The following is a 24,845-nucleotide window of genomic DNA, read 5'->3' as shown; positions in this document are numbered from 1 at the left end:
GATCAGCAGCTGTGAACCGTACGACCGTAGGTGGGCCGGAGCTCGGGGGCGGCCGGGGCGCCGGCGGCGTCCTCGTCCTCGTCGACCCGGCCGGGGCCGGCCAGAGCCCGGTCGCGAGCCGGCTCGCGGAGGAGCTGCACCCGAGCGTCCACCTGCGTGCGCACGACTTCCTGCGGGTCATCCGGCGCGGCCAGCTCCCGCCGCACCTCCCCGAGGCCGAGCGGCAGAACACCACCGCCCTCGCCGCCGCCGCGCAGGCCGCCTTCGCCTACGCGACCGGCGGCTACCAGGTCATCGTCGAGTGCCCGGCCGCCCCGCCCACCCTCGACACCTTCCGCCGCGAGAGCCGCACCACCGGCGCCGCCCTCCACCTCGTCGTCCTCCAGTCCACCCCGGGCGCCGTCCCCGGCCCGCACACCCTGGACACCAGCTCCCTCACCCCCGCCGGCGCCGCCGAGTCCATCCTCGCCGCCCTCACCCGCCGCACCCACCTGCTCGGCTGGTGACCCCGCCGGGTGCCCGAGGCCCCGGCCCCGGGCACCCGGCCCCGCTACAGGACCGGCGCGGCGCCCCGCGTCAGGTCCTCGAAGACGTCCAACAGGTACCCGCTCACCAGGGAGCCGTCCAGGGCCAGCTTCGGGTTGACGACCAGGTTCGTGCCCCGCGTCATCGCCAGCCGGACGAAGCGGTCGAACTGCTCGTCGCTCAGGATCCCGGCCACCGTGAACTCGGGCAGCTCGACGCCGCTGCGCGCCCAGTTCCGCACGTAGGAGTCCAGCTCCAGCGGATCGGTGAGCAGTGTGATCACCCCGTCCACGACCACGGGGTCCCCGGTCTCCGCGTCCACCAGGTACGCCAGTGGCGCGTAGTACCGCCGGCAGTCCGAGTAGGCCTCCCCGATGGCCCGGGTGTACCGCACCGCCTTGGCCCGGACGCACGGGATCGGCTCCTCCCCTTGGCGGAGCAGCCTCGAGTAGGGGGCGAATCCGGAGCCGTCGGGCGTGTAGCACCAAGGATCCCCCGACCTCCGCGCGGCGGCGAAGTCCGCGTTCATCCGCTCGGCGCCCTCCGCCGCCCTCCGCTCCGAGCGCCGGGCCACCCGACCGCGGTCGGTGACGTAGTTCGCGCCGCCGTCCTCCAACGAGATCCGGACACACCAGCCGCCCCGGGAGAAGTCGTCGTACTCCGACTTCCAGGCGATGCGGGCGACCGGCAGCTGCGCCCTCGCGATCCCGCCGAACATCCACTGGCCGCCCTGGAGGGCGGCGATCCAGCCCGCGTAGTCGAAGTTGCGCAACCGCGGATTCTCCCGGAGGAGTTCGCCGTCCACCCCGCCGAGCACCCGGTCCGTCGGCCGCAGGCACTCCTCGTGCACCAGGCCGATGTCCTCGGGGCGGCCCTCCTCGTCGACCTCGATCAGCGGTGCGCCCGCCTCGGACACGGCGTCGCCGCAGTGCCGGCAGCCGAAGGCGTCCTCGACGCGTTCGGCGAGGTTCGCGCAGTGCTCCGCGTGCGCGCGGGCCGCCGGTGCGTCACTCGGGTCGTCCGTGAACGTGGCGGGGATCATGAGCACCCGCCGGTCCCGGTACTCCTCCGCACGGTTTTCGAGGTGCCTTTCCAGTCCCGCCCAGGTGGCCCACCGTCCGACGACCCTCCACCGCTCCCCCGGCGCCCACTCGACGTGCCCGTCCGCGAAGGTGACGCGCTTCGCCCCGGCCTCGTCGAACCTGCGGAAGTCCGCGATGACGAGTTCGTACCCCTCGAAGGAGGCCTCCGCGAGCACCACCTCCCGGCCGAACGCCAGCCCGGCCACCGTCTCCCGGTTCAGCAGCCCGCTCGCGCCGGGCCCCGGCGGCTCCGGGTGGTCCCGGACGTACTTGCCCATCCGCGCCCGCAGACCCTCGGCATCGATCGCGAGCCTGTCCCGTGCCAGCGACACCGCCAGCGCGATCAGGCCGCCCCAGAGCAGCCGCGGTCCGATCGCCGACCGGACGCTGAGCATCAGCAGCGCGGCCGACTCCAGCGAACCGCCCTCCCGCACGTCCAGCGAGCTGACCCTGATCCGGGCCAGGATCTCCCGCAGCTCCACCGCCGTGATCGCGCGCCCGGTCGCCGTCTCGTAATGCGCCCGGACAAGCCCCTCGGTCTTCTCCAGGACGTCCCGCTCGGCCCCGTTGAGCGGGAGCTCCGCGCTGCTCGACCGGCTCAGCCGCGCGGCCTCCGTCAACTTGCGCAGTTCCCTGCGCACCCGGGCGGACGCCTCGGTCGAGGTCGCCAGCAGATAGACGTCCCCGGGCCGGCTGTCCGTCACGTACTGCCGCACGAACTGGCCCAGCACCGACCCGAAGTCCGAGGTCGGCGCGGCCGACACGCTGATCGTGTTCTTGGCCTGGACGAAGTACCGCACCCCGGGCCCGACCAGCACGAGGTCGTCGATCTCGTCCTCCGTCTCGAACCGCAACTCCTCGACCCGGCCCGCGCCGTCGAGCCCCAGCAGGCTCAGATCGGCGAGGTCGCACAGCATGTGGCACATGGTGAGCGCCGCCACGCGCTGCTGGAAGTCGATGCCGGAATGCGCCGCGGCACCTCCGCTGTTCCCCAAGGAATCCCCTCTCCTGTTCAGACGTCCCGGTAACGGGCCGGGCGGCCCGCACGACACGCCCTGCGCCCCGGCGCCCCGTCGGCCGCGTCCCGCAGGAAGTCCGCGCGCCCGATGCGCCAGGGATGCACGGCCCGGTGGTCGCCGTCCTGTCCCACATCCTCGGCAATCCGCGCGGACTGTAGCGAATTGGCCGGGCGCGCCCGGTAGCCGCCCCGGGTAGTGCGGCGGTGTTCTGAGCCCCCCGGGCCACCTCCGCGCCCCTTTCCCGCCCCGGACCGGGGCCCATCACGTACCGTGTTCGGATCACCACCGGTTTGGGTACGTACCTCGGCGCGCCCGACGGGCGCCGAACACCGCGGAGCCGGTCACAGCGCCGCCACACCGTCACACTGCGCGTTCAGCGCCCCCGGTCCGGGGTCGTCACTCCACCGCCGAGACCGGGTACATCACACACCGGGAGACCGACCATCATGAGCCACGACCACATCCCCGCCCCCGTACGCCGGACCTACGGTGCCGGCGATCTGTCCCGGGCCGCGAGCTTCGCCGGTGGATTCATCAACTTCGGCTACTGGCAAGACATGGACCTCACCGCCCCGACGACCGAGGACCGGGTCCACAGCCAGGAGCAGCTCTACCGCCGGGTCCTGCGGGAGTTCGCGGAGCCACGTGAGCGGCTGCGGCTGGCCGAGGTCGGCTGCGGGCGCGGACTCGGCGCGGCGCTCGCCCTGCGCGAGTTCCGGTTCGGGGGCGTGACCGGCGTCGACATCCACCCGGACCAGATCGAGCGCGCCCGCGCCGTCAACGCCAAAGCCCTGGCCACCTACCCCGATCGGCTGGCCTACACCTTCGGATCGGCCAACCAACTCCCCTTCGCCGACGCCTCCCTGGACGGCGTCTACTCCGTCGAGGCCGCCCAGCACTTCCGCGAACTCACCGGCTTCGCCCGCGAGACCGCCCGCGTCCTACGCCCGGGCGGCCGACTCGTCGTGACCACCTTCTTCGCCGCCGCCGGACCGGACATCACCGAGCGCCTGAGCATCCTCCTCGCCAGCTTCGCCGACGGCCTCGACGTCCCCCATCCCCTCGCCGCCTTCACCAGCGACCTCACCGCAGCCGGCTTCACCACCATCACCACCGAGTCCATCGGCGACGCCGTCTGGCCCGGCCTCGACCGCTATCTCACCGACGCCGTCCCTCCCGGTCACTGGAGCCGCAACTTCCTCCCCGCCTGGCGCAGCGGCCTCCTCGACTACCACGTCGTCACCGCCACCCGGCCCGGGCCGGCGGAAATGGCCCGCCAGCCGATCTGACGAGCCGCCCCGCGGCAGTGCGGCCGACCGTCCCCCCGCACGTCACGAGGCCCTGACGCCCCCTCCGCCGTCCGTCCCGGCCCACCGACGGCACCGGGCCCGGCGGGCGCCCGGCGGCCGCGACGCGCCGGATCAGCCGACCGCCGCGCCCACCCGCGGCGACGGCTCGGCCGCCGGGCCGGCCAGCGCCGCCAGCCGGCGCAGGCTGGCCCGGCGCTGGAGCGCGCCGAGGCCGACGGTCGCCGCGCCGAGGGCCAGCCAGCCGGCCGGACCGGCCGTCATCACCACGCCGGTGAGCAGCAGCGGGCCCACCGACTTCTGCACCGACTGGGCCATCCCGGCCACCCCCAGGTAGGAGGCCTGGGCCCCCGGGGGCGCCAGGACGACCGCCAGCTCCCAGGAGCTCACCGAGCGCATCAGCTCCGCCAGTGTGACCAGCATCGCCGCGGCGAGCAGCGCGAGCGAGGCCGTCCACGGCCCGCCGCCGGTGGCGAGCGCGGTCAGCAGGCAGCAGCCGAGCAGCGTCAGGCCGTACCAGCCCACCGCCGCGGCCGCCCCGCGCGGGCCCTCCGCCCGCGCGGAGACGCGCAGTTGCAGGAGCACCACGAGCACCGTGTTGAGGATCAGGAAGGCCGGGACGACGGCGTGCGGCGCGCCGGTGTGGTGGACGAGCCAGAGCGGCAGACCGACGTTGAGGATCGAGTCGTCGAGGTTCAGCGGCATGTCCAGCGCGACGAACAGCAGGTAGCCCCGGTCGCGCCAGGGGCTCGGCACGGCCGCCGGGGCGGCGGCGGGCTCCTCCCCGGAGGCCGCCGCGACCAGGCCGCGCCCGGCCGGCTCCCGGGTGCGCCAGACCAGGACGGCAGCGAGGACGAAGGAGAGCGCGTTGGCCACGATCAGCGCGCGGTAGGCGGTCGTGGTGCCCATCGCCAGGCCGATCGCCGCGATGCCCGCGCCGAGCGCGTACCCGGCGTTGGCCACGCTGCGGAACAGCGCCTGGTACGTACCGCGCCGCTCGCCCGCGACCCGGGTGGCGAACAGCATCTCCAGGGTCTTGGCCGCCCGTTCGGCCAGGCAGGTCAGGGCGACGGCGGGGAGCAGCGTGGCGAAGTCGTCGACGACCAGCAGCAGGCCCATCGTCCCGATCCGCAGCAGGTGGCACCCGATCAGCAGCCACCGCACCGGCAGCCGTTCGGCCGCCCGCCCGGCGAGCGGGGATCCGGCGATGCCCGCCGCCGCGCCCACGCCCAGCAGCACGCCGAGCTGTCGGGCGTCCATTGCGCACACGTAGGTGAAGTACAGCACCGAGGCCGCCGCCCACACCCCGCTCCCGGTCCGGTCGACGCACTGCGCCAGCAGCATGATCCGCGCGTCCCGCCCGCCCGGCGGCTTCCGCAGCTGCGCCATCAGTCCGTTCCCCCGCATGGCAGGCCCCCGTTGCATGATCGGCATTAATCTCGACATCAAGATACTTCACGTCGAGATAGATGCGGAAGCCCCGGCCGCGCGCCCACCGGAGCGCCGGCCCCGGCCCCCGGGCTCCGGACCTCGACGGCGGGCAGGCGGTGCGCCACACTCTCCCCAGCAGCATCCGCGCTCCCAACGCACCGGCACGACGTCACGATCCACCGCCACATCGGAGAGCCACACGGTGACCACTCGTCAACTGCTGCACATCGCCTTCTCGTCCGGCCGGGCCGGGTCCGGTCCCGCCACCTGGGGCCAACAGGCCATCCGGGACGCCGTGAGCCGGCTCGCCCCGGCCGACGCGCCGCGCTACAACATCGCCGCGGCTGCGCCGCTCGACCCCGGGCTGCCGCTGCCCGTCCTGCTCGCAGGCCTGGAGCGACTGCTCCATCTGCACGACTCGCTGCACACCCGCCTGGTGCCGGGCGAGGCCGGCCGCTTGCGCCAAGTAGTCGACCCCGAAGGCCGGTTGGAGGTGGAGGTACGGCACTGCGCGGAGCCGGCCGATCCGGTCGAGGCGGGCGCGCGGCTGCACGAGGAGCTGGCGGCGCTGCCGTTCGACACCGCCGCCCAGTGGCCGATCCGGGTCGGCGTCGTGGAGACGGGCGGGTCGGCCCGGTACGTGAGCCTGGTGCTCTCGCACACCGCGGTCGACGGCACGGGGATGAACCGCCTGGTGGCCGACCTGACCGCGCTCTGCCAGGGCACCTCGCCGGACGAGCTGGCCAAGATCCGCGAGCCCGCCCAGCAACCGCTGGAGGAGGCGGAGTTCCAGGCCTCGGAGCGCGGTCGGCGGCGGGACGAGGGCGCCCGCAAGCAGTTCCTGCGCAAGCTGCGGCTGGCCCCGGCCCGGCTGTTCCCCCCGCCCGGTGAGCCGGCCACGCCGGCCACGCCGGCCACCAGGTTCCCGAACGCCGTCCTGCGCTCGCCCACGCTGCCCCGCGCGGTGGACCGGGTGGCGGCCGCCCACCGGGTGACCTCCTCCTCGGTGCTGCTGGCGGCGACGGCGGCGATGACGGCCCGGCTGTCGGGTTCGACGGACGCGGTGCTGAACGTCGTGGTGAGCAACCGCTTCCTGCCCGAGCTGACCAACGCGGTGAGCGTGGTCGCGGGCGACGGGCTGTTCCACCTCCCGGACGCCACCGCCAAGTTCGGGGACGTCGTCCGACGCACCAACGCCGCCGCGATCGGCGCCTACCGCCACGCCTACTACGACAAGCTCCGGTTGGAGGCCGAGATCGGGCGGCTCGCCGCCGAGGGCGTCCCGCTCGCGGACCGGTCCTGCATCTTCAACGACACCCGCGAGCTGGTCACCGCATCCCCCGACACCGGGACGGGCGAGGACGTGACCACCCTGACCTGGCCGGTGGAGTTCGAGCCCCGCCCCGGCCTGACCTACGCCCTGGACGCGCTGCAGTCCCCGGGCGCACTGAGCCTGACCATGACGGCCGACCCGGCGGTGCTCCCGCGCCCGGCGATGGAACGCTTCCTTTACGGGATCGAGGAGTTGATCCTCACCGAGGCCCGCGCTCTCGAAGCAGCCTAGGCCCTTGTCCGGAGGGCACCGCGTGATGCGCGGTGCCCTCCGGCGCCCCCTCACCATCCGTTGTTCCCCCGGCCCCGCCGCTACGCTGGGCCCATGCGGATCCTCCTCCTCGGCGGCACCTCCTTCGTCGGCCGCGCGATCGCCGACGACGCCCTGCGCAGTGGCGCCGAGGTCGCCCTGTTCACCCGCGGCCGGACCAACCCCGGCCTCTTCCCCGCCGCCGCCCACCTGATCGGCGACCGCGACACCGGCGACTACACCGCCCTGCGCGGCGGCCGCTGGGACGCGGTGGTGGACGTCAGCGGCTACCGCCCCCGCCAGGTCGGCCAGGCCATGGACGCGCTCGGCGACCGGGTCGGCCGCTACCTGTTCATCTCCAGCCACGCGGTGTACGAGCGCGCCGGTCTCGCCCCCGGCTCGGACGAGTCCGTCCCGCGCCGCGCACCGCTGCGCGACGCCGAGCAGCTCACCGAGGAGACGTACGGTCGGCTCAAGGTCGCCTGCGAGGACGACGTCACCGCCCGCTACGGGGACGGGGCGACGATCGTGCGCCCCGGAAAGGTGGCCGGCCCCCACGACGAGCAGCGCGGGCTCACCTACTGGGCGCGCCGGGCCGCCCGGGGCGGGCGGATCGCGCTGCCGGGGCGGCCGGAGCAGCCCGTCCAGGTGGTCGACGTGCGCGACCTGGCCCGGCTGGTGGTCCGGCTGCTCCAGGACGGCCGGGCGGGTGCCTTCCACGCCGTCGGCCCGGCCGAACCGACCACACTGGGCGGGCTGATTGCCACCTGCGCCGAGGTCGCGGGCACCGAGGTGGAGGTCGTCCCGGTGCCGCCGGAGAGCGCGCCGCCGCCGTTCTTCCCGCTGGTCCGGGCCGCACCGCTCTGGCCCGGACAGCAGCGCAGCGCCGCGAGGGCCAGAGCGGTCGGGCTGCCGGCGACCCCGCTCGCGGTCACCGCCGCCGACGTGCTCGCCTGGGACCGCGAGCGCGGCGAACCGCCCCTCGGCCACGGCTTCACGCCCGAGCAGGAGGCCCGGGTGCTGGCCGAAGCGACGGGGTCGAGGCCCTGAACGGCCGCCGCCCCGGCACCGCACGACCGAGCAGGACGGACTGCCGGACGGCCACCCCGTCCTGACCGGTTGTCAGTGTCACGCGCTATGGTCGGCCCCGAACGATCCCACCCAGCACCTGCACAGCACCGCCAGGGGGCACCATGACCGCGCACCGCACCACCGCGCACAGCGCCGGCCCGCGCACCACCCCGCTCGACGCACCGCTCGAAGCGCCGCTCAGCACCGCCGATCTCGTCGAGGGCTGGCGGCGGGTGGGCGTCCGCGAGGGCATGGCGGTGATCGTGCACTCCTCGCTCTCCAGCCTCGGCCGGGTCGACGGCGGTGCCGCGTCCGTGGTGGCCAGCCTGCGCGAGGCGGTCGGGCCCGGCGGCACGGTCGCGGTGCCCACCTTCACCACCGCCGTCGTCCGGGACCCGGCACCGGAGCACACCGGCCTGCCGAGCCCCGAGGTCGCCGAACGGCGCGCCGCCGTCCCGCTGTTCCACCCCGGGCTCCCCTCACTGATGGGCGCCGTACCGGAGGCGCTGCGCGCGCTGCCGGAGAGCCTGCGCAGCACGCATCCGCAGGCCTCGGTCGCCGCGGTCGGGGCGCACGCCCGCGAGGTCACCGCCCGCCGCTCGCTGGGCTTCGCGGTCGGCCGCGAGTCGCCCTTCGGCGCGCTGCACGACCTCGGCGGGTACGTGCTGCTGATCGGTGTCGGGCACAACCGCAACACCTTCCTGCACTACGCAGAGACCTTCGCGCCCAACCGCCGCCTCAAGCTCCGGCGCTTCCCGATGGCGATCCAGGGCGAGCGGGTCTGGATCGAGGCACCCGACGTGGGCGACGACAACGACACCCACTTCCCGGCCGTGGGAAAGGAGTTCGAGGAGCGGGCGGGCATCCGCGAGGTGCTGGTCGGCAACGCGCCCTGTCGGCTGATCCCGGTCCGGGAGCTCATACCCTTCGCCGTCCGCCGCCTCACCGAGCTGCTGGCGGCGGACGGCCCCGGAGCGGCGTAGCCCGATCGACCGCCCGCTTCCTCAAGCGGCCGACCGGACCACGCCCGTCACCAGGTCACCAGGTCACATCCGGGGGCTCAACGGACCCAGGAATCAACGCTCCTCGTCGTGCAGCGAGTTGGTCTCCTGGATCTTCTTCCAGGACTTCGGCTCCGCCGGCAGCCGCCCGGCGTCCTGTCCCGCGCCGGCACCCGGCGCGAGCGAGGCCGCCGCTGCGGCCGGCGCCGGCCCGGCGGCCGGCTTCGAGGCGGTGAACAGCCAGGTGGCGAAGAGGTCCCCGAGCTTCTTCCCGGAGACCTTCTCCGCGTACGCCTGGAACTCCGGGACGGAGGCGTTGCCGTAGCGGCGCTCGGTGGGCCAGCCCTTCAGGATCTGGAAGAACTTGTCGTCCCCGACGGCGTTGCGCAGCGCCTGGATGGCCACCGCGCCCCGGTCGTAGACGGCGTTCGCGAACTGGTTGGCGGCGCCCGGGTCGCCCGGCTTGACGGTCCAGAAGGGGTCGTCGGCCGGGTGCGAGGCGTAGACGTAGTCGGCGAGTTCCTGCGCCGTGCCCTCGTCCTCGTGCTCGGACCAGAGGAACTGCGAGTACCGGGCGAAGCCCTCGTTCAGCCAGATGTCGCTCCAGTGCGAGACCGAGACGCTGTCGCCGTACCACTGGTGGGCCAGCTCGTGGACGACGACGGAGGTGTTGGAGCCGCGCGCGAACTGCCGGGGGCTGTAGAAGACCCGGGTCTGGGTCTCCAGGGCGAAGCCGGTCTTGACGTTGGGCACGTAGCCGCCGACCGAGCTGAACGGGTAGTCGCCGAAGTAGCCGCTCAGCCAGTCGACGATCTCGCCGGTGCGCTCGACGCTGGCCTTGGCCGCGTCGGTGTCCTCGCCGAGGTCCTTGCTGTACGCGTTGTAGACGGGCAGCCCGCTCGGCGTGGTGTCGGTCGTGACGTCGAACTTGCCGACCGCGAGGGTGGCCAGGTAGGTCGCCTGCGGCTTGTTCTCGCGCCAGCTGTAGCGGGTCCAGCCGGCCTGGGAGACGGCACTGGTCAGGATGCCGTTGCTGATCACCTGGTTGCCGTCCGGCACCTGGACCGAGACGTCGAAGGTGGCCTTGTCGCTCGGGTGGTCGTTGCTCGGGAACCACCACCACGCCGACTCGGGCTCGCCGGCGGCCACCGCGCCGTCCGGCGTGCGCAGCCAGGCGGTGAAGCCGTACTTCTTCACGGTGGACGGGACGCCCTTGTAGCGGACCACCACGGTCGCCTGGCTGCCCTTGGCGAGCGGCCGGGCGGGCGTGACCTCCAGCTCCTGCTCGCCGCTGGTGGCGAAGGTCGCCGGACGTCCGTTGACCCGGACCTCCTGGACGTTCAGCGCGAAGTCGAGGTTGAAGCGGGAGAGGTTCTCGGTCGCCGTGGCGAGGATGGTGGTGGTGCCCTCCAGCTCGTCGGTGGCGGGCTGGTATTTCAGCCGGATGTCGTAGTGCGAGACGCGGTACCCGCCGTTCCCGTAGGTCGGGTAGTACGGGTCTCCGATGCCGGCCGCGCCGGATTGGAAGTCGGCCGCCGAGGCGGGGACGGCCAGGAACAGGCTCAGGGCGCTGGCAGCAGAGACGATCAGCCTCTTGCGCACGTGGTCCTCCAGGGTCACTGGGACGATGGGTCGGATCGATCCATGTCCCGGTGGCTCCCGCTCCACTCCCCAATTGTGAGATGTTCATGAAAAGAAACAGGCCGACACGGCACCGCCGCGGCACCGTCACACACCCCGCCGGCCCCCCGCGCCCCACCCGTCCCTCACGCCCCGACCCCTCACCCCCCGGCCCACTCACTCCTGACCCCCTTCACCCGCCGCCCCTTCACCCGCCGCCCCCTCACCCGCCGAGCGTCACCGGCGCCCGCACCAGCGAGCCGTACTCCGTCCACGAGCCGTCGTAGTTCTTCACGTGCGGGTACCCCAGCAGCTCGGTGAGCGCGAACCAGGTGTGCGCCGACCGTTCGCCGATCCGGCAGTACGCGATCACCTCGCGCTCCGGTTCCACGCCCTTCCCCGCGTACAGCGCCCGCAGTTCCTCCGCCGAGCGGAACGACCCGTCGTCGTTGGCCGCCTGCGACCAGGGGACGTTCACCGCGCCGGGAATGTGCCCGGGCACCTGCGCCTGCTCCTGCGGCAGGTGCGGCGGGGCGATCAGCTCGCCCCGGTACTCGGCGGGCGAGCGGACGTCGACCAGCACCGCGTCCGAGCCGGGCTTGGCGAACAGCTCGGCCTTGCCGAGCACTTCGTCCCGCAGCGCCCGCAGCTCCGGGCGCTCGGGCCCGGTCAGCCGGTAGGCGGTGTGCTGGTAGTCCATCACCTCTTCGGTGAGCCCGCGCCCCTCCAGCTCCCACTTCTTGCGCCCGCCGTCCAGCAGCCGCACGGGCCCGAAGCCGCGCAACCGCAGCAGCCAGTAGGCGTACGCGGCGAACCAGTTGTTGTTGCCGCCGTAGAGCACCACGGTGGTGTCGTCCTCCACGCCGGCCGCCCGCAGCAGGTGCTGGACGCCCTCCCGGTCGGCGTAGTCGCGGCCGACCCGGCTGTGCAGGTCGGTGGTCCAGTTCCAGCCGATCGCGCCGGGGATGTGGTCCCGGTCGTAGGCGGTGGTGTCCTCGTCCACCTCGACGACCCGGATCGTCCCGTCGTCCAGGTGGCGGGCCAGCCACTCGGTGCGGACCAGCGCCTCGGGGTGTGCGTAGCCGTTGCCGGTCATCCCAGGCCCTCCTTCGCTCTGCCCAGGCTTGGGGCGCCCGACCACGGGCACAGCGAGCCGCGCACGGGCACGGCGGGGCGCCGGCGACCGGGCCGGACAGTTCGACGCTACGCCGACCGTCCGGCCCGGGCCACCCCACTCAGGAGAAGACCACGGAGCGCAGCTTCAGCCGGTCGCCGAGCTTCTTGCCGGGGTTCATGACGTAGAAGACGTCGCCCTTGCAGTCGAAGTCCAGGAAGACCGTGGCCGTCGAGGTGGTGAAGTTCTCCGGCGCGAAGGCCGGGTCCTTCTCGGTGGCCCCGAACAGGTTGATGCACTGGCCGCTCTCCGGGTCGGCGAGCCCGGCCGGCACACCGGGGCCGACCTTGTAGAGGAAGTCGCCGGTGGCGGCGCCGGCGGAGGTCGGAACCGCGAGGACGAGGGCGACGGCGCTGGCGACGGCGAGTGCGGTGTTGCGGAGACGCATGATTGATGGCCTTTCAGGAGGTACCTGGTGGTACCTGATGCATTGATGCGAGATCACCCTAGAGGCCCAAAATCAGCAGAAACGGTTCTCCCAAGCCACTCTTTCGGGTGGTTTAAGCGGTAAAGCCGCGACCTTCATCGGGAAACCGCCACCCGCACCCGCCGCCCCGCGCCCCCGCTCAGTTCGACGGGGCCGAGAAGGAGTACCCCTGGTCGACCAGCACCGGCAGGTACGCCTTCAGCGCCGCCACCGTCTGTGAGCGGTCACCGCCACCGTCGTGGTTGAGCACGATCGACCCCGGCCGGACGTTCTTGAGGATCCGCTCAGTGATCACCGAGGTCCCGGGCGTGGCCCAGTCCTCCGGGTCCACCGTCCAGCCCATCGGCCGCATCCCGAGCTCGGTGGTCACCCTGAGCGCGACCGGCGACCAGTCCCCGCCGGGCGCGCGGAACCAGGACGGCTGGCGCCCGGTGGTCCGGTACAGCAGGTCGGAGGTGCGCTCCAGTTCGTCCCGCACCGCCTCGTCGGACATGTGCCGCAGGTCGGGGTGGGTCCAGGTGTGGTTGCCGATGTGGTGGCCGCGGTCCGCGATCTCCCGGACCAGCCCGGTGTTCTCGACGGCGCACTCGCCGACCAGGAAGAACGTCGCCCGGATCCCGTACTGCTGGAGCAGCGCCAGGACGGTCGGCGTGTACCGGGGATCCGGCCCGTCGTCGATGGTGAGCCCCACCACCCGCTGGCCCGGGTCGAGTTGGTTGACCGGCTTGGCCTCCTCCTCCGTGAGCCGCCGGCGGGCGGGCATCGGCGGGGCGGCGGCGGGCGGCGGCGCAGCCGTGGGGGCGGGCGGGGGCGCCGCGGAGGGGGCGGCCTGGGCCGCCTCCGGCCCGGAGCCCGGTCCGGAGGCCTCCGGCGCGGCACCCGGCGTCCGCGCCGTGGCGCCCGCCCCGGCGTCGTCCGCGTCGCTCCAGGGGCTGCCGCAGCCGGCCGCCCCGAGCAGGGACATCCCGGCCGCGACCAGTAGCAGTCGCCGCGAGGGCATTCGTGAGTAAATCTGATGATCTGACAGCATTCTGAATGCTTCCCCCGTGTAGCGCCGCCGCTCCCCGATGGCGCCTCAGACGGGCCCGATCACCACTCCGACGGCGCAAGCACACCCCGCCCGCCCCCGGCTTCCCCGCGACTTCCCCGACCGGACGCTCGGCCTCCCCTCCCGACCGCTACGCTGTGCCTTCCCCAGTGTGATGATCTGCCATCAGAGGACGTGGCCATGACGACAAGTCAGGACATCCCGGACCAGGGCCGGCCCGACGACGACCCCGCCGAGCTGAGCCAGTGGGAACGGTTCGGCGTCGACACCACCGCCCCGCACTCGGCGCGCGTGTACGACTACTGGCTGGGCGGCAAGACCAACTTCCCGCCGGACCGCGCCATGGGGCAGGCCATCGAGGAGGCCGTGCCGAGCGTCAAGCAGATGGCCAAGGCGAACCGCGCCTTCCAGGGCCGGGCCGTCCGCCACCTCGCCCGGGAACACGGCATCCGCCAGTTCCTCGACCTCGGCACCGGCATCCCCACCTCGCCCAACACCCACGAGATCGCCGAGGCGGTCAGCCCCGGCACCCGGGTGGTCTACGTCGACAACGACCCGATCGTGCTCGCCCACGCCCGCGCCCTGATGGTGTCCAGCCCCGCCAGCCGGACCACCTACATCCACGCCGACCTGCGCAAGCCCGAGGAACTGTTCACCGACCCGGCGCTCACCGCCACGCTGGACCTCACCCAGCCGGTCGGCCTGCTGATGATCGCCGTGCTGATGCTCATCGCCGACGAGGACGACCCGTGGGGACGGGTCGCCGCCCTGCGCGACGCCCTGCCCGCCGGCAGCTGCATCGCCCTCACCACCCCCACCCAGGACTTCGACCCGGAGGCGGTCGGCAAGGTCACCGAGGCCGCCCGGGCCGGCGGCATGACCCTCGTCCCGCGCACCCACGACGACGTCCTGCGCTTCTTCGACGGCTGGGACCTGGTCGAGCCGGGCCTCTCCCCCGTCCTCGCCTGGCGCCCGGACGGCGAGCCGCCGGCCGACCCGAAGGCCGCGTACTACTGGGGCGGCGTCGCCGTCAAGCGCTGAACCCGCGCCGGGCCCGCCCCCACCGGAGCCCCACGGAAACCCACCCCGGGTGGGGCGGGCCGCACCGGGCCCGCCCCGCCCGTGCCCTCACTTCAGCAGCCGCGACAGCCGCCGGTCCGCCAGCGGCTTCCCCCCGGTCTGGCAGGTCGGGCAGTACTGCAGCGAGGAGTCCGCGAAGGACACCTCGCGCACGGTGTCCCCGCAGACCGGGCAGGGCAGGCCGGTCCGGCCGTGCACCCGCAGCCCCAGCTTCTTCTCCGCCTTGAGCTCCCCCGCCGCCAGCCCCCGCGAGCGCTCCACCGCGTCCCGCAGCGTGGCGCCGAGCGCCTCGTAGAGCCGCGCCGCCTCCTCCTCGGTCAGGCTGGACGCCAGCTTGTACGGGGACATCCGGGCCGCGTGCAGCACCTCGTCCGAGTAGGCGTTGCCCACCCCGGCCAGCACGCCCTGGTCGCGCAGCACGCCCTTGAGCCGGCGCCGGTCGCCGCTCAGCAGGGCGGCGAAGTCCGCCAGGGTGAACGCCGGGTCCAGCGGGTCGGGGCCGAGTCGGGCCACCCCGGGCACCTCGGCCGGATCCTTCACCACGTAGACCGCGAGGCCCTTCTTCGTCCCCGCCTCGGTCAGGTCGAAGCCGTCGCCGGCTTCCCCGGCCAGGCGCAGCCGCAGCGCCAGCGGGTTCCTCGGGCTCGGGCGCGGCGGTTCGGCGGGCAGGCCGTCCTTCCAGCGCAGCCAGCCGGCCCGGGCCAGGTGGACCACCAGGTGCAGCCCGCCGGCCTCGATGTCGAGGAACTTGCCGCGCCGGGTCACCGGGCCGACCGTCCGCCCCTCCAGCGCGGTGACCGGCGGGTCGTACGTCTTCAGCGCGCTGATCGCGACCGGCTGCACCCGGGCGATGACGCGCCCGGTCAGCCGCTCGGACAGGAAGTCGCTCAGCGCCTCGACCTCGGGCAGCTCCGGCATGCGCCCAGTCTCCCGCAGCCCCGCGCCGGCCGCCCGCCCGGGGGCGTGCTTTTGCCCGGCCCCCGCGCGGGGCGCAGGCTGGAACTACGCGCCGTACCCCGCGTCCCCCATGCGCCCCCGCCACGGAGCACCGTGATGAGCATCCTTGAGGAACAGATCGACCTCGCCGTCCCCGTCCTCGCCGCCTGGGAGCAGCTGCACCGGGTGCACGAGTACCCGCAGTTCGTCGACGGCGTCCGCAGCGCCCACCCGCACGGGCGGAACCTGGCGCACCTCGGGGTGGAGGTCGACGGCGCCGAGCGGGCGGTGGACACCGAGATCACCGACCGCGGCCGGGGCCGGGTGATGTCCTGGCGGACGCTCGACGAACCGCGGCTGCACGGCGCGTTCGCGCTGCTGCCGCTGGACGCCCGGCACACCCGGTTGCAGATCCGGGTGGAGTACGACCCGGAGGCGATGCACGAGGCGTTCGGCGGGCCGCGCGGCTTCGCCCTGGCCGGGGCGATCGAGCGGACCGTGCGGGGCGACCTGGAGCACTTCCGGGAACTGGTCGAGGAGCGGGTCGGCGCGGCGGGCAGACGCGGCTGAGCACAGCCGGCAGGCCCGGGCGAGCGCGGCGGGCAGCCCCGGTGAGCACGGCGGCCCAACCCGCGTAAGGGCCGCATAAGACCAGCTCAGCGCCGGTGGTGAGGCTCTTCACAGCGGACCTCCGGCCCGACTGTTTCGCTTTCAACCTGTGGCAGACTCGGATGCCATGGACATCGGCCCGGTCACCAGGACGCTCCGCGCGGCGGTCTTCGCCGCGCTGGTCGTGCTGCTCGCCGGGCTCGGCCAGGTGCTGGTCACCGGCCGCGCGCTGCCGGCCGGCCCGATGGCCCTGGCCTGCGTCGCCGTGTTCGCGGTGGCGTACGCGCCGGCCGGCCGCGAGCGCGGCTACCCGGCGGTCGCGGCGGTGTTCCTGCCGCTGGAGCTGGGCGTCAGCGCGCTGTTCGACTTCGCCCAGACCACCTGCCCGTCCTTGCCGCCCGGCTCCGCGCGCGGCTTCCAGCCGCTGCTGTGCGGCGGCGGTTCGCTGGGCGGGTTCCTGCTCGGCCACGGCGTCTCCCAGCAGACCGGCGTCCTGCTGCTCCTGCTGCTGCACGCCGCGATCGCGCTGGCCGGCGCGTTCTGGCTGCGCCGCGCGGACGCCGCGCTGGCCGGCCTCGCCCGCACCGCCCGGATGCTGGGCGACTTCCTGCACCGGCACCTGCCGGCCGCCGCCCGCTGGCTGCGGCTGCTCGCCGCGCCCGTCCCGGCCCGTCCGGTGGCGCGGGTGCCGTTCCCCCGGGCCAGCCGGACCCTGGTCCCGGCCGAGGACGTCGTCGTCCGCCCGACCGTCCGGCGCGGTCCGCCGGCGCTCGCCCTGGCCTGCTGACAGGCGCGCGCCGCTCGGCGCCGCTCCCGGCCGGTCCTCTCGCCGCGCGCCCCGCGCGCCCGCACCCCCGCACGCCCGAGAGCACAGGACGACACCTCATGAGCAACACCCGCAAGGCCGCCGCCAAGACCAGCGCCACCGACCGCATGCACGCCGCCCGCGCCCAGGCCGAGCGCTCCGACCGGATCCGCCGCCGGGTCGTGGTCGGCGGCGCCTCCGCCGCCGTGCTCGCCCTCGTGGCGGGTGTGGCCTTCGCCGTCGGCGGCTCCTCCGGCTCCGGTTCCGCCGACGCGGCCGCGAGCGGCCCGCTGGTCGTCCCCGCCAACACGGGCGGCCAGGACGGCACCGTGATCACCTACGGCAAGGCCGACGCCCCGCACACCCTGGAGATCTACGAGGACTTCCGCTGCCCGTACTGCGAGCAGTTGGAGACCACCACCGGCAAGGCCGTCCAGCAGCTCGCCGACGACGGCACGTACAAGATCGAGTACCACCTGGCGACGTTCCTGGACAAGAACCTCGGCGGCAAGGGCTCGCGCACCGCGCTGGCCGCCGCCGGCGCCGCGCTCAACGAGGGCGTGGACAAGTTCAAGCAGTTCCACGACGTGCTCTACGCCAACCAGCCCGACGAGCGCACCGACGGCTTCGGCGACGTCAACCACCTCCTCGACCTGGCCGGCCAGGTGCCCGGGCTGAAGACCGACGGCTTCGTCAAGGCCGTCCAGGACGGTACCTACGCGCCGTGGGCGGCCAAGGTCAACGAGGAGTTCGACAAGAGCGACGTCACCGGCACCCCGACCGTCAAGCTGGACGGCAAGAAGCTGGACGTCCTCACCGGCGGCAAGGCCGCCACGCCCGAGCAGTTCACCGCGATGGTCAAGCAGGTGACCGGATGACGGCCGCCGCCCCCGCCGCGCGGACGTACGGCGCGAGCCGCCCGTTCGCCTGGCTGCTGCTGATCGGCGGCGCGGTCGGCCTGTTCGCCTCCTCGGTCCTCACCCTGGACAAGATCCGGCTGCTGAAGGACCCGTCGTACGTCCCCTCCTGCAACATCAACCCGATCATCAGCTGCGGCTCGATCATGCGCAGCGACCAGGCCGAGGCCTTCGGCTTCCCCAACTCGCTGCTCGGCCTGGTCGGCTTCGGGGTCGTCATCGCGATCGGCGCCGGGCTGCTCTCCGGGGCGACGTACCGGCGCTGGTTCTGGCTCGGCCTCCAGGCCGGGACGGTCTTCGGCGTCGGCTTCGTGACCTGGCTGATGTACCAGGCGCTCTACCGGATCAGCGCGCTCTGCCCGTACTGCATGGTGGTCTGGGCCTCGATGATCCCGCTGTTCTGGTACACCACCCTGCACAACCTGCGCTCCGGGATCATCCCCACCGGCCGCGCCCTGCGCCCGGTCGTCCGCGAGGCGGCGCGCTACCACTGGGTCGTCCCGGCGCTCTGGTACGCGGTGATCGCCCTGCTGGTCCTCAACCGGTTCTGGTACTACTGGAGCACCCTGCTCTGACCTCGTCCGCCCGGCCCCGGGCCCTACGCTCCGGGGCCGGGCGGCCGGTCCGTCAGCCGCCGTTCAGGACAGTTCCTAGAAGCGGAACTCCTCGACCTCGGCCAGCAGTTCGGCCCGGCGCTCGTCGTCGATGAAGGAGGCCCGGAAGGAGTTGGCGGCGAGCCGGCGCAAGGTCTCCTCGTCGAGCGCGAGGGCCTGCTGCACGGCCCGGAAGTTGTCGTCGACGTAGCCGCCGAAGTACGCCGGGTCGTCCGAGTTGACGGTGACCAGCAGGCCGGCCTCCAACATCTCGCGCAGCGGGTGGTCGGCGAGGGTGTCGATGCACCGCAGGCGGACGTTGGAGAGCGGGCAGAGCGTCAGCGGGACCTGCTCGCGGACCAGCCGCGCGACCAGCTCGCCGTCCTCCAGGCAGCGCAGGCCGTGGTCGATCCGCTCGACGCCGAGCACGTCCAGCGCCTCGGTGATGTAGGACGCCGGGCCCTCCTCGCCCGCGTGCGCGACGCGGCGCAGCCCGGCCTCGGCGGCCCGCCGGTAGACCTCGCGGAACTTGGCCGGCGGGTGGCCGACCTCGGCCGAGTCGAGGCCGATGCCCGCGATCCGGTCGAAGTACGGGCGGGCGGCCTCGAAGGTCTCCAGCGCGGATTCGGCGGACTCGTCCCGCAGGAAGCACATGATCAGCCGGGTGCTGATCCCGTGCCGCTCCTCGCTGAGCGCCAGCGCCCGGGTCAGGCCGTCGACCACCACGCCGAGCGGCACACCACGCGCGGTGTGCGCCTGCGGGTCGAAGAAGATCTCCGCGTGCCGGACCCCCGCATCGGCCGCCCGGGTGAGGTAGGCGTCGGCGAGGTCGGCGAAGTCCTCCTCGGTGCGCAGCACGGCCATCAGCGCGTAGTACAGGTCCAGGAAGGACTGCAGGTCGCTGAAGGAGTACGCCTTCCGCAGCGCCTCGGTGTCGGCGTAGGGCAGCGTGACCGCGTTGCGGGCGGCGAGGGCGAAGGCGAGTTCGGGCTCCAGGGTGCCTTCGATGTGCAGGTGGAGTTCGGCCTTGGGGAGCGGCATGGGGGATCTGTCCGAGCTGTAGGGGGCGGGAGCGAAGAGTCCAGAAGCATTCATCCTACGATCCGTTCGATCACGATCGGCCTGACGGGCGCGCCCCCGGCCACCCGAACTGGTGCACCGGCCGGGGGCAGCGGGCACCCTGGAGGAGGGGGCTTCCGCCGAGGAGGTACCAGATGCGGCACGTCGAGGATCCGCACATCCGGCCTGCGGGCGTCTCCCCGCACGCCCTGGGCAACGACACGCTCCTGCACGAGCTGGAACAGCTGCACCGCACGCGCCACGAGACCTTCCTGTACGGCTCGGAGGAGGCCCTCAAGCGGCACACCCTGCGCACCGGGCAGCTGGAGGCCGAGTACCTGCACCGCTTTCCCAGCCGGCTGGTGACGGCCGGGCGGACCAGAGCCGGCGCCCGGGCCCGCGAGGCGGCGGCCCGGGTGGAGTCGCTGCCCGAGTAGACGTGCCCGCGCCACCACCGCCCGGCGGGACACGCCGGGCGGTGGTGGCGTGCCCCCGGGCGGGCCGTCGGGGAGGGTGAGAGGCGCAGACGCACCGGACCCCGACCCCCCTGGGAGCCCCGCATGCCCATCGCCAGCGTCAACCCCGCGACCGGCGAGATCCTGGAGACCTTCGAACCGCTCGACGCGGCCGGCATCGAACAGCGGCTGGCCCGCGCCGAGGCCGCGTTCCACGGCTACCGCACCACCCCCTTCGCCGCCCGTGCCGACCTGCTGCGCCGGGCCGCCGACCTGCTGGACCAGGACCGGGAGGCGATCGCCCGCACGATGACCGAGGAGATGGGCAAGCCGCTCGCCGCCTCCCGGGCCGAGGCCGCCAAGTGCGCCACGGCGATGCGCTGGTACGCCGACCGCGCCGAGGAACTGCTCGCCGACGAGCACCCCGCCCCGGCCGACGTCGCCGACTCCGGCGCCGCCCGCGCCTACGTCCGCTACCGCCCGCTCGGGGCGGTGCTGGCCGTGATGCCGTGGAACTTCCCGTTCTGGCAGGTGGTCCGATTCGCCGCGCCGGCCCTGATGGCGGGCAACGTCGGCCTGCTCAAGCACGCCTCCAACGTGCCCCGGACGGCGCTGGCGCTGGAGGAGCTGTTCCGGCGGGCCGGCTTCCCGGAGGGCTGCTTCCAGACCCTGCTGATCGGCTCGGGCGCGGTCGAGGGCGTGATCCGGGACCGCCGGGTGGCCGCGGTGACGCTCACCGGCAGCGAGCCCGCCGGGCGGGCGGTCGCCGCCACCGCCGCCGACGAGGTGAAGAAGGCCGTCCTGGAGCTGGGCGGCAGCGACCCCTTCGTGGTGCTGCCCAGCGCCGACCTGGACGCGGCGGTGCGCACCGCCGTCCGGGCCCGGGCGCAGAACAACGGGCAGTCCTGCATCGCCGCCAAGCGCTTCATCGTGCACACCGACGTGTACGACCGCTTCACCGCCGCCTTCACCGAGGCGATGCGGGCGCTGCGCGTCGGCGACCCGATGGACGAGGCGACCGACGTCGGCCCGCTGGCCAGCCGCCAGGGCCGGGACGACCTGGAGGAGCTGGTCGAGGACGCCCGCACCCACGGCGCCCGGGTCGAGTGCGGCGGCGGGCGCCCGGAGGGCTGGGACACCGGCTACTTCTACGAGCCGACGGTGCTGACCGGCATCACCCCGGCCATGCGGATCCACCAGGAGGAGACCTTCGGCCCGGTCGCCACGGTCTACCGGGTCGCCGACCTGGACGAGGCGGTGGCGCACGCCAACGACACGCCGTTCGGGCTCAGTTCCAACGTCTGGACCCGGGACGAGGGCGAGCAGGAGCGCTTCGTCCGCGACATCCAGGCCGGCGGGGTGTTCTTCAACGGGATGACCGCCTCCCACCCGGCGCTGCCGTTCGGCGGCGTCAAGCGCTCCGGGTTCGGCCGGGAGCTGTCCGGGCACGGGATCCGGGAGTTCTGCAACATCACCACGGTGTGGATCGGCTGAGCACCCCCGGACCTCCGGGCACGAGCCGGGCGCGGACGCGGCCGGGTCAGGGCGCCACGCGGTGCCTGCCCCGGCCGGGCGTCATCCAGCGGGCGACCACGCCGACCAGGGCGAGGACGGTCGCTCCCCAGACGATGGCCATCAGCACCAGCATCGGCAGCCAGCTCACCTGGGCGCCGACCATGCCCAGGCCGAGCGAGAGCGCGACCATGAACACCACGGCGGTCGGGTTGAGGCCGAGCAGCCAGTGCCAGGCCCGCTGCGCCGGGCTCCGGTGCGGCGGCGGGGCCTCGGGGTCGGTTTCGGTGTCGAGTTCCTTGTACGTCAGCAGGTCCATCGGGATCGCCTCCGGTTCTCGGGGGGCTGCCGGATCCGCGGGGCTCAGGAGGCCTTGCGCGGAGCCGTGGACTTTCCGGTCGCGGTCTTTCCCGCCCCGGCCTTAGCGGTCGTGGACTTCGCGGTCGCGGTCTTCGCGGTCGCGGTCTTCGCGGTCGCGGTCTTCTTCGCCGGGGCGGTCCTCTTCGCCGGGGCGGCCTTCCCGGCGGCGGCCGCCGATCCGGCGGGCTTCTTCACCGGGGCGCGCCTGCGGGGCGCGGGCTGCTCCTCCTCCGGCTGGTCCTCGTCGGGCCCGGCGGCGTGCCCCCGCCCGCCCTTGGCCCGCTTGAGGCTGCTGCGCAGCGCCTCCATCAGGTCGATCACGTTGTCGGGCGCCTCGCCCGGCTCCTCCTCGTGCGGGAGCTCGACGCCCTCCAACCGGGCCGTGATCACCTGCTGGAGCGCCCGCTGGTAGTCGTCGTGCAACTGGGCGAGGTCGAAGTCCTCGGAGAGGGTGTCCATCAGCGACCGCGCCATCTTGAGCTCCTGCGGCCGGACGGTGACGTCCTCTTCGGGCGCGATGCCGGCCGCGGGGCGGACCTCGTCGGGCCAGATGCAGGTCTGCAGCACCAGTGTGCCGTCGTGCACCCGCAGCACCGCCGGGGATTCCCGGGTGCGCAGCGCGATCTTGGTGACGGCGATCTGCCCGGACGCGGTGAGCGCGTCGCGCAGCAGGGCGTACGGCTTGGCGGCGGCCTGGTCGGCGACTCCCACGTAGTAGGCCTTGGAGAACATCAGCGGGTCGATCTCGTCGGCGTCCACGAAGGCCAGCACGTCGATGATCTTCTTGCTGGGCAGCGGCAGGTCGGCGAGGTCCTCGTCGGTGAGCGTGACGGTCCGGCCGTCGGGGGACTCGTAGCCCTTGGCGATCTCCGCGTACGGGACTTCCTTCTCCTCCCGCTCGCAGTACCGCTTCATCCGCACCCGCCCGCCGTCCTTGGCGTGCACCTGGTGCAGCGGGACGTCGTGTTCCTGGGTGGCCGAGTAGAGGTGGACGGGGATGCTGACCAGCCCGAAGCTGATCGTCCCCTTCCAGGTGGTCTGCATGGGGGTCGCTCCTTCCCGGAGTTTCCCGTTGCCGGAGGTTCCCGCCCGGCCCGGCGTCCTCGCGCCGAGGACGTGCCGAGGACGTGCCGAGGACGTGCCGAGAATCCCACTGTGCCCGGGTTTGCCCCGATCGGCCACACCGGGCCGACAATGGGCCGAGGAGGTCGATGCCGATGACCGTCCGGAGCCGTGCGCAGGGCGCACCGCCGCCGCCACCGGAGCGGACCGTGTACCGGGTGGTGTACGCGGTGCGGGGCGAGGCCGGCGTGCGGCGGGCGGAGGTCGAGGTGGTGCCCGGATACTCGCAGGAGGGCGACATCCCCCGGATCCTGGCGGCGCGGCTGACCGGCCGGCCCGCGGACGCGGCACGGATCACCGTGCTGGACCTGCGCGGGTCGTGAGCCGCGACGGGGGTCCGAGCGCCTCCGACGCATTGGCGGTGCGTCAGATTTGAGCTTTTCGCACCGCATTTCCACCCGCTCTGACCTGGCTTTTTGCGTCCGGTTACCGAACATTTACGGATGCTCTGTTCCGATACGCGGCCGTAGAAGTTAGGTTGCACCGCAATGCGCGGGTCCGTCCCCCACCCTCCGGCGCAACGAGCCGAGGGTCGCGCCGCGCGCGGGAAAGGCACAGGGCTCATCTGATGAGTGCGGACACCACCAGGCCTGCGGCAGCCGCCCAGGTCCCCCAGCAGGCCGGGCCGCCCGGGCACGGCGGCGAGGGCCACCTGAAGGCGGGGCTCAAGAACCGCCACCTGTCGATGATCGCCATCGGCGGGGTGATCGGCGCCGGCCTGTTCGTCGGCTCCGGCGCGGGCATCGCCACCACCGGGCCGGGCATCCTGCTCTCCTACACGCTGGCCGGTGTGCTGGTCGTGCTGGTGATGCGGATGCTCGGCGAGATGGCGGCGGCCGACCCGCAGAGCGGCTCGTTCTCGGCGTACGCGGACCGCGCGCTCGGCCGCTGGGCCGGGTTCACCATCGGCTGGCTGTACTGGTTCTTCTGGGTCGTGGTGCTCGCGGTGGAGGCGACCGCCGGCGCGAAGATCCTCAACGCCTGGATGCCCGGCGTGCCGCAGTGGGCGTTCGCGCTGCTCGTGATGGCGGTGCTGACCGCCACCAACCTGTTCTCGGTGGCCTCCTACGGCGAGTTCGAGTTCTGGTTCGCCGGGATCAAGGTGGTGGCGATCGCCGCGTTCCTGGTGATCGCCACGCTCGCCGTCTTCGGCCTGCTGCCCGGCACCCACGCGGTCGGCACCAGCAATCTGACCGGCCACGGCGGCTTCCTGCCGCACGGCGTGGGCGCGGTGTTCACCGGCATGCTCACGGTGGTCTTCGCCTTCATGGGCAGCGAGATCGTCACCCTGGCCGCGGGCGAGTCGGAGGACCCGGAGCGCGCGGTCAGCAAGGCCACCAACAGCGTGATCTGGCGCATCGGGATCTTCTACCTGGGCTCGATCCTGCTCGTGGTCACCCTGCTGCCGTGGGACTCGGACGCCGTCAAGGGCAGCCCGTACGTGGCGGTGCTGGAGCACGTGGGCATCCCGGGCGCCGGCCAGGTGATGAACGTGATCGTGCTGACGGCCGTGCTGTCCTGCCTCAACTCCGGGATGTACACGGCCTCCCGGATGGCCTTCTCGCTCGGCCAGCGCGGGGACGCGCCGAAGGCCTTCGCGACCGTGACCAAGCGGGGCGTGCCGCGGGTGGCCATCCTGTCCTCGGTGGTCTTCGGCTTCGTCGCGGTGTTCTTCAACTACACCTCGCCGGACACGGTGTTCGCTTTCCTGCTCAACTCCTCCGGCGCGGTTGCGCTGTTCGTCTGGCTGGTGATCTGCTTCTCCCAGCTGCGGATGCGCCGGATCATCGAGCGGGAGACTCCCGAGCGGCTGACCGTCCGCATGTGGCTGTACCCCTATCTGACCTGGACGGCCATCGGCATGATCGGGTTCGTGGTGGCGTACATGTTCACCGACGCCGACGGGCGCAAGCAGATGTACCTGTCGCTGGTCGCCGCGGCGATCGTGCTCGCGGCCTCGGCCGTGGTGGGCCGACGGCGGCGGGCCGCGGTGGCGGCGGAGTCCTGACCCGTCCGCGCCGCGCGACGGTGCCGGGGGGGGGGGGGGGGGGGGGGGGGTTGGGGGGGGGGGGGGGTTCCGGCTCATGTCCCCCAATTTTCCACGACCCAC

Annotated in this window: 24 protein-coding genes; 14 read left to right on the top strand and 10 right to left on the bottom strand. The window is 73.4% G+C overall.

What is annotated here, in order from left to right; translation table 11 throughout:
- The first annotated feature begins 11 nt into the window (after positions 1 to 11).
- A complete protein-coding gene (locus tag AC07AL_RS22895; RefSeq protein WP_363628264.1) occupies positions 12 to 506 on the top strand; it encodes a hypothetical protein in 495 nt (164 codons plus the stop codon).
- Between the two features lie 44 nt (positions 507 to 550).
- Here the strand turns inward: AC07AL_RS22895 and AC07AL_RS22890 are convergent, their stop codons facing one another.
- Positions 551 to 2,602, bottom strand: coding sequence for a hypothetical protein (locus tag AC07AL_RS22890; RefSeq protein ID WP_478318006.1), 2,052 nt, complete (start codon positions 2,600 to 2,602; stop codon positions 551 to 553).
- A gap of 470 nt (positions 2,603 to 3,072) precedes the next feature.
- Between AC07AL_RS22890 and AC07AL_RS22885 the strand changes: the two genes are divergently transcribed.
- Positions 3,073 to 3,915 (top strand): class I SAM-dependent methyltransferase, encoded by an 843-nt coding sequence (locus AC07AL_RS22885; RefSeq protein WP_363581766.1) that lies wholly within the window; start codon positions 3,073 to 3,075, stop codon positions 3,913 to 3,915.
- 132 nt (positions 3,916 to 4,047) lie between these two features.
- On the opposite strand, the gene AC07AL_RS22880 is transcribed toward AC07AL_RS22885, so the two are convergent.
- On the bottom strand, positions 4,048 to 5,322 hold the full coding sequence (locus tag AC07AL_RS22880; protein WP_478318005.1) for an MFS transporter: 1,275 nt from the start codon (positions 5,320 to 5,322) through the stop codon (positions 4,048 to 4,050).
- 244 nt (positions 5,323 to 5,566) lie between these two features.
- Between AC07AL_RS22880 and AC07AL_RS22875 the strand changes: the two genes are divergently transcribed.
- The 3 genes from AC07AL_RS22875 to AC07AL_RS22865 all read left to right on the top strand — a co-directional run bounded on the left by AC07AL_RS22875 (position 5,567) and on the right by AC07AL_RS22865 (position 9,000).
- Positions 5,567 to 6,928: a condensation domain-containing protein gene (locus AC07AL_RS22875; protein ID WP_478318004.1), complete on the top strand. Its 1,362-nt coding sequence runs from the start codon at positions 5,567 to 5,569 to the stop codon at positions 6,926 to 6,928.
- 93 nt (positions 6,929 to 7,021) lie between these two features.
- On the top strand, positions 7,022 to 7,996 hold the full coding sequence (locus AC07AL_RS22870; RefSeq protein ID WP_478318003.1) for an NAD-dependent epimerase/dehydratase family protein: 975 nt from the start codon (positions 7,022 to 7,024) through the stop codon (positions 7,994 to 7,996).
- 143 nt (positions 7,997 to 8,139) lie between these two features.
- The gene (locus AC07AL_RS22865) at positions 8,140 to 9,000 is read left to right on the top strand and encodes an AAC(3) family N-acetyltransferase (protein ID WP_478318002.1); all 861 of its coding nucleotides are present in this window, start codon (positions 8,140 to 8,142) and stop codon (positions 8,998 to 9,000) included.
- A gap of 93 nt (positions 9,001 to 9,093) precedes the next feature.
- Here AC07AL_RS22865 and AC07AL_RS22860 read toward each other — a convergent pair whose 3' ends face one another.
- The 4 genes from AC07AL_RS22860 to AC07AL_RS22845 form a co-directional block, all read right to left on the bottom strand.
- Positions 9,094 to 10,620: a M1 family metallopeptidase gene (locus AC07AL_RS22860; RefSeq protein WP_363628423.1), complete on the bottom strand. Its 1,527-nt coding sequence runs from the start codon at positions 10,618 to 10,620 to the stop codon at positions 9,094 to 9,096.
- 241 nt (positions 10,621 to 10,861) lie between these two features.
- Complete coding sequence (locus AC07AL_RS22855) at positions 10,862 to 11,734, bottom strand: sulfurtransferase (RefSeq protein ID WP_363581754.1); 873 nt, start codon at positions 11,732 to 11,734, stop codon at positions 10,862 to 10,864.
- 139 nt (positions 11,735 to 11,873) lie between these two features.
- The gene (locus AC07AL_RS22850; protein WP_363581752.1) at positions 11,874 to 12,200 is read right to left on the bottom strand and encodes a hypothetical protein; all 327 of its coding nucleotides are present in this window, start codon (positions 12,198 to 12,200) and stop codon (positions 11,874 to 11,876) included.
- A 178-nt stretch (positions 12,201 to 12,378) separates the two neighbouring features.
- Positions 12,379 to 13,239, bottom strand: coding sequence for a polysaccharide deacetylase family protein (locus AC07AL_RS22845; protein ID WP_363623677.1), 861 nt, complete (start codon positions 13,237 to 13,239; stop codon positions 12,379 to 12,381).
- 228 nt (positions 13,240 to 13,467) lie between these two features.
- Here AC07AL_RS22845 and AC07AL_RS22840 point away from each other — a divergent pair, with 228 nt between their 5' ends.
- Positions 13,468 to 14,328 carry an SAM-dependent methyltransferase gene (locus AC07AL_RS22840; protein ID WP_079135406.1) on the top strand — a complete coding sequence of 287 codons (861 nt, stop codon included), beginning with the start codon at positions 13,468 to 13,470 and terminating at the stop codon, positions 14,326 to 14,328.
- 87 nt (positions 14,329 to 14,415) lie between these two features.
- Here the strand turns inward: AC07AL_RS22840 and AC07AL_RS22835 are convergent, their stop codons facing one another.
- Positions 14,416 to 15,285, bottom strand: a complete 870-nt coding sequence (locus tag AC07AL_RS22835; RefSeq protein WP_363628257.1) for an Fpg/Nei family DNA glycosylase — start codon at positions 15,283 to 15,285, stop codon at positions 14,416 to 14,418.
- 135 nt (positions 15,286 to 15,420) lie between these two features.
- Here AC07AL_RS22835 and AC07AL_RS22830 point away from each other — a divergent pair, with 135 nt between their 5' ends.
- The 4 genes from AC07AL_RS22830 to AC07AL_RS22815 all read left to right on the top strand — a co-directional run bounded on the left by AC07AL_RS22830 (position 15,421) and on the right by AC07AL_RS22815 (position 18,209).
- Complete coding sequence (locus tag AC07AL_RS22830) at positions 15,421 to 15,873, top strand: SRPBCC family protein (RefSeq protein WP_363581746.1); 453 nt, start codon at positions 15,421 to 15,423, stop codon at positions 15,871 to 15,873.
- Positions 15,874 to 16,039: 166 nt separating this feature from the next.
- Positions 16,040 to 16,699 carry a hypothetical protein gene (locus tag AC07AL_RS22825; protein ID WP_363628255.1) on the top strand — a complete coding sequence of 220 codons (660 nt, stop codon included), beginning with the start codon at positions 16,040 to 16,042 and terminating at the stop codon, positions 16,697 to 16,699.
- A 98-nt stretch (positions 16,700 to 16,797) separates the two neighbouring features.
- Entirely contained in the window at positions 16,798 to 17,595 is a 798-nt protein-coding gene (locus tag AC07AL_RS22820) for a DsbA family protein (RefSeq protein WP_363628253.1), read from the top strand.
- Positions 17,592 to 18,209 carry a vitamin K epoxide reductase family protein gene (locus tag AC07AL_RS22815; RefSeq protein WP_363581740.1) on the top strand — a complete coding sequence of 206 codons (618 nt, stop codon included), beginning with the start codon at positions 17,592 to 17,594 and terminating at the stop codon, positions 18,207 to 18,209. The genes AC07AL_RS22820 and AC07AL_RS22815 overlap by 4 nt, the downstream gene beginning before the upstream one ends.
- A gap of 75 nt (positions 18,210 to 18,284) precedes the next feature.
- On the opposite strand, the gene AC07AL_RS22810 is transcribed toward AC07AL_RS22815, so the two are convergent.
- Positions 18,285 to 19,268 carry an adenosine deaminase gene (locus AC07AL_RS22810; RefSeq protein WP_478318001.1) on the bottom strand — a complete coding sequence of 328 codons (984 nt, stop codon included), beginning with the start codon at positions 19,266 to 19,268 and terminating at the stop codon, positions 18,285 to 18,287.
- 173 nt (positions 19,269 to 19,441) lie between these two features.
- On the opposite strand from AC07AL_RS22810, the gene AC07AL_RS22805 reads away from it, so the two are divergent.
- The gene (locus tag AC07AL_RS22805; protein ID WP_350883625.1) at positions 19,442 to 19,723 is read left to right on the top strand and encodes a DUF6158 family protein; all 282 of its coding nucleotides are present in this window, start codon (positions 19,442 to 19,444) and stop codon (positions 19,721 to 19,723) included.
- 123 nt (positions 19,724 to 19,846) lie between these two features.
- The gene (locus AC07AL_RS22800; RefSeq protein ID WP_363581736.1) at positions 19,847 to 21,235 is read left to right on the top strand and encodes an NADP-dependent succinic semialdehyde dehydrogenase; all 1,389 of its coding nucleotides are present in this window, start codon (positions 19,847 to 19,849) and stop codon (positions 21,233 to 21,235) included.
- Positions 21,236 to 21,281: 46 nt separating this feature from the next.
- Here AC07AL_RS22800 and AC07AL_RS22795 read toward each other — a convergent pair whose 3' ends face one another.
- Together AC07AL_RS22795 and ku are read right to left on the bottom strand one after the other, a co-directional pair.
- The gene (locus AC07AL_RS22795) at positions 21,282 to 21,572 is read right to left on the bottom strand and encodes a hypothetical protein (protein ID WP_363581734.1); all 291 of its coding nucleotides are present in this window, start codon (positions 21,570 to 21,572) and stop codon (positions 21,282 to 21,284) included.
- A gap of 44 nt (positions 21,573 to 21,616) precedes the next feature.
- On the bottom strand, positions 21,617 to 22,657 hold the full coding sequence (ku, locus tag AC07AL_RS22790; RefSeq protein ID WP_478318000.1) for a non-homologous end joining protein Ku: 1,041 nt from the start codon (positions 22,655 to 22,657) through the stop codon (positions 21,617 to 21,619).
- A 173-nt stretch (positions 22,658 to 22,830) separates the two neighbouring features.
- On the opposite strand from ku, the gene AC07AL_RS22785 reads away from it, so the two are divergent.
- Both AC07AL_RS22785 and AC07AL_RS22780 read left to right on the top strand, forming a co-directional pair.
- Positions 22,831 to 23,058: a hypothetical protein gene (locus AC07AL_RS22785; RefSeq protein ID WP_363581730.1), complete on the top strand. Its 228-nt coding sequence runs from the start codon at positions 22,831 to 22,833 to the stop codon at positions 23,056 to 23,058.
- 245 nt (positions 23,059 to 23,303) lie between these two features.
- Positions 23,304 to 24,743, top strand: coding sequence for an amino acid permease (locus AC07AL_RS22780; RefSeq protein WP_350883615.1), 1,440 nt, complete (start codon positions 23,304 to 23,306; stop codon positions 24,741 to 24,743).
- The last annotated feature ends 102 nt before the right edge of the window (positions 24,744 to 24,845 follow it).

It is taken from the genome of Kitasatospora sp. NPDC043949 (assembly GCF_056435365.1).
Note: the sequence above shows the minus strand (reverse complement) of the source record. Positions and strands in the feature narration are given on the sequence as shown.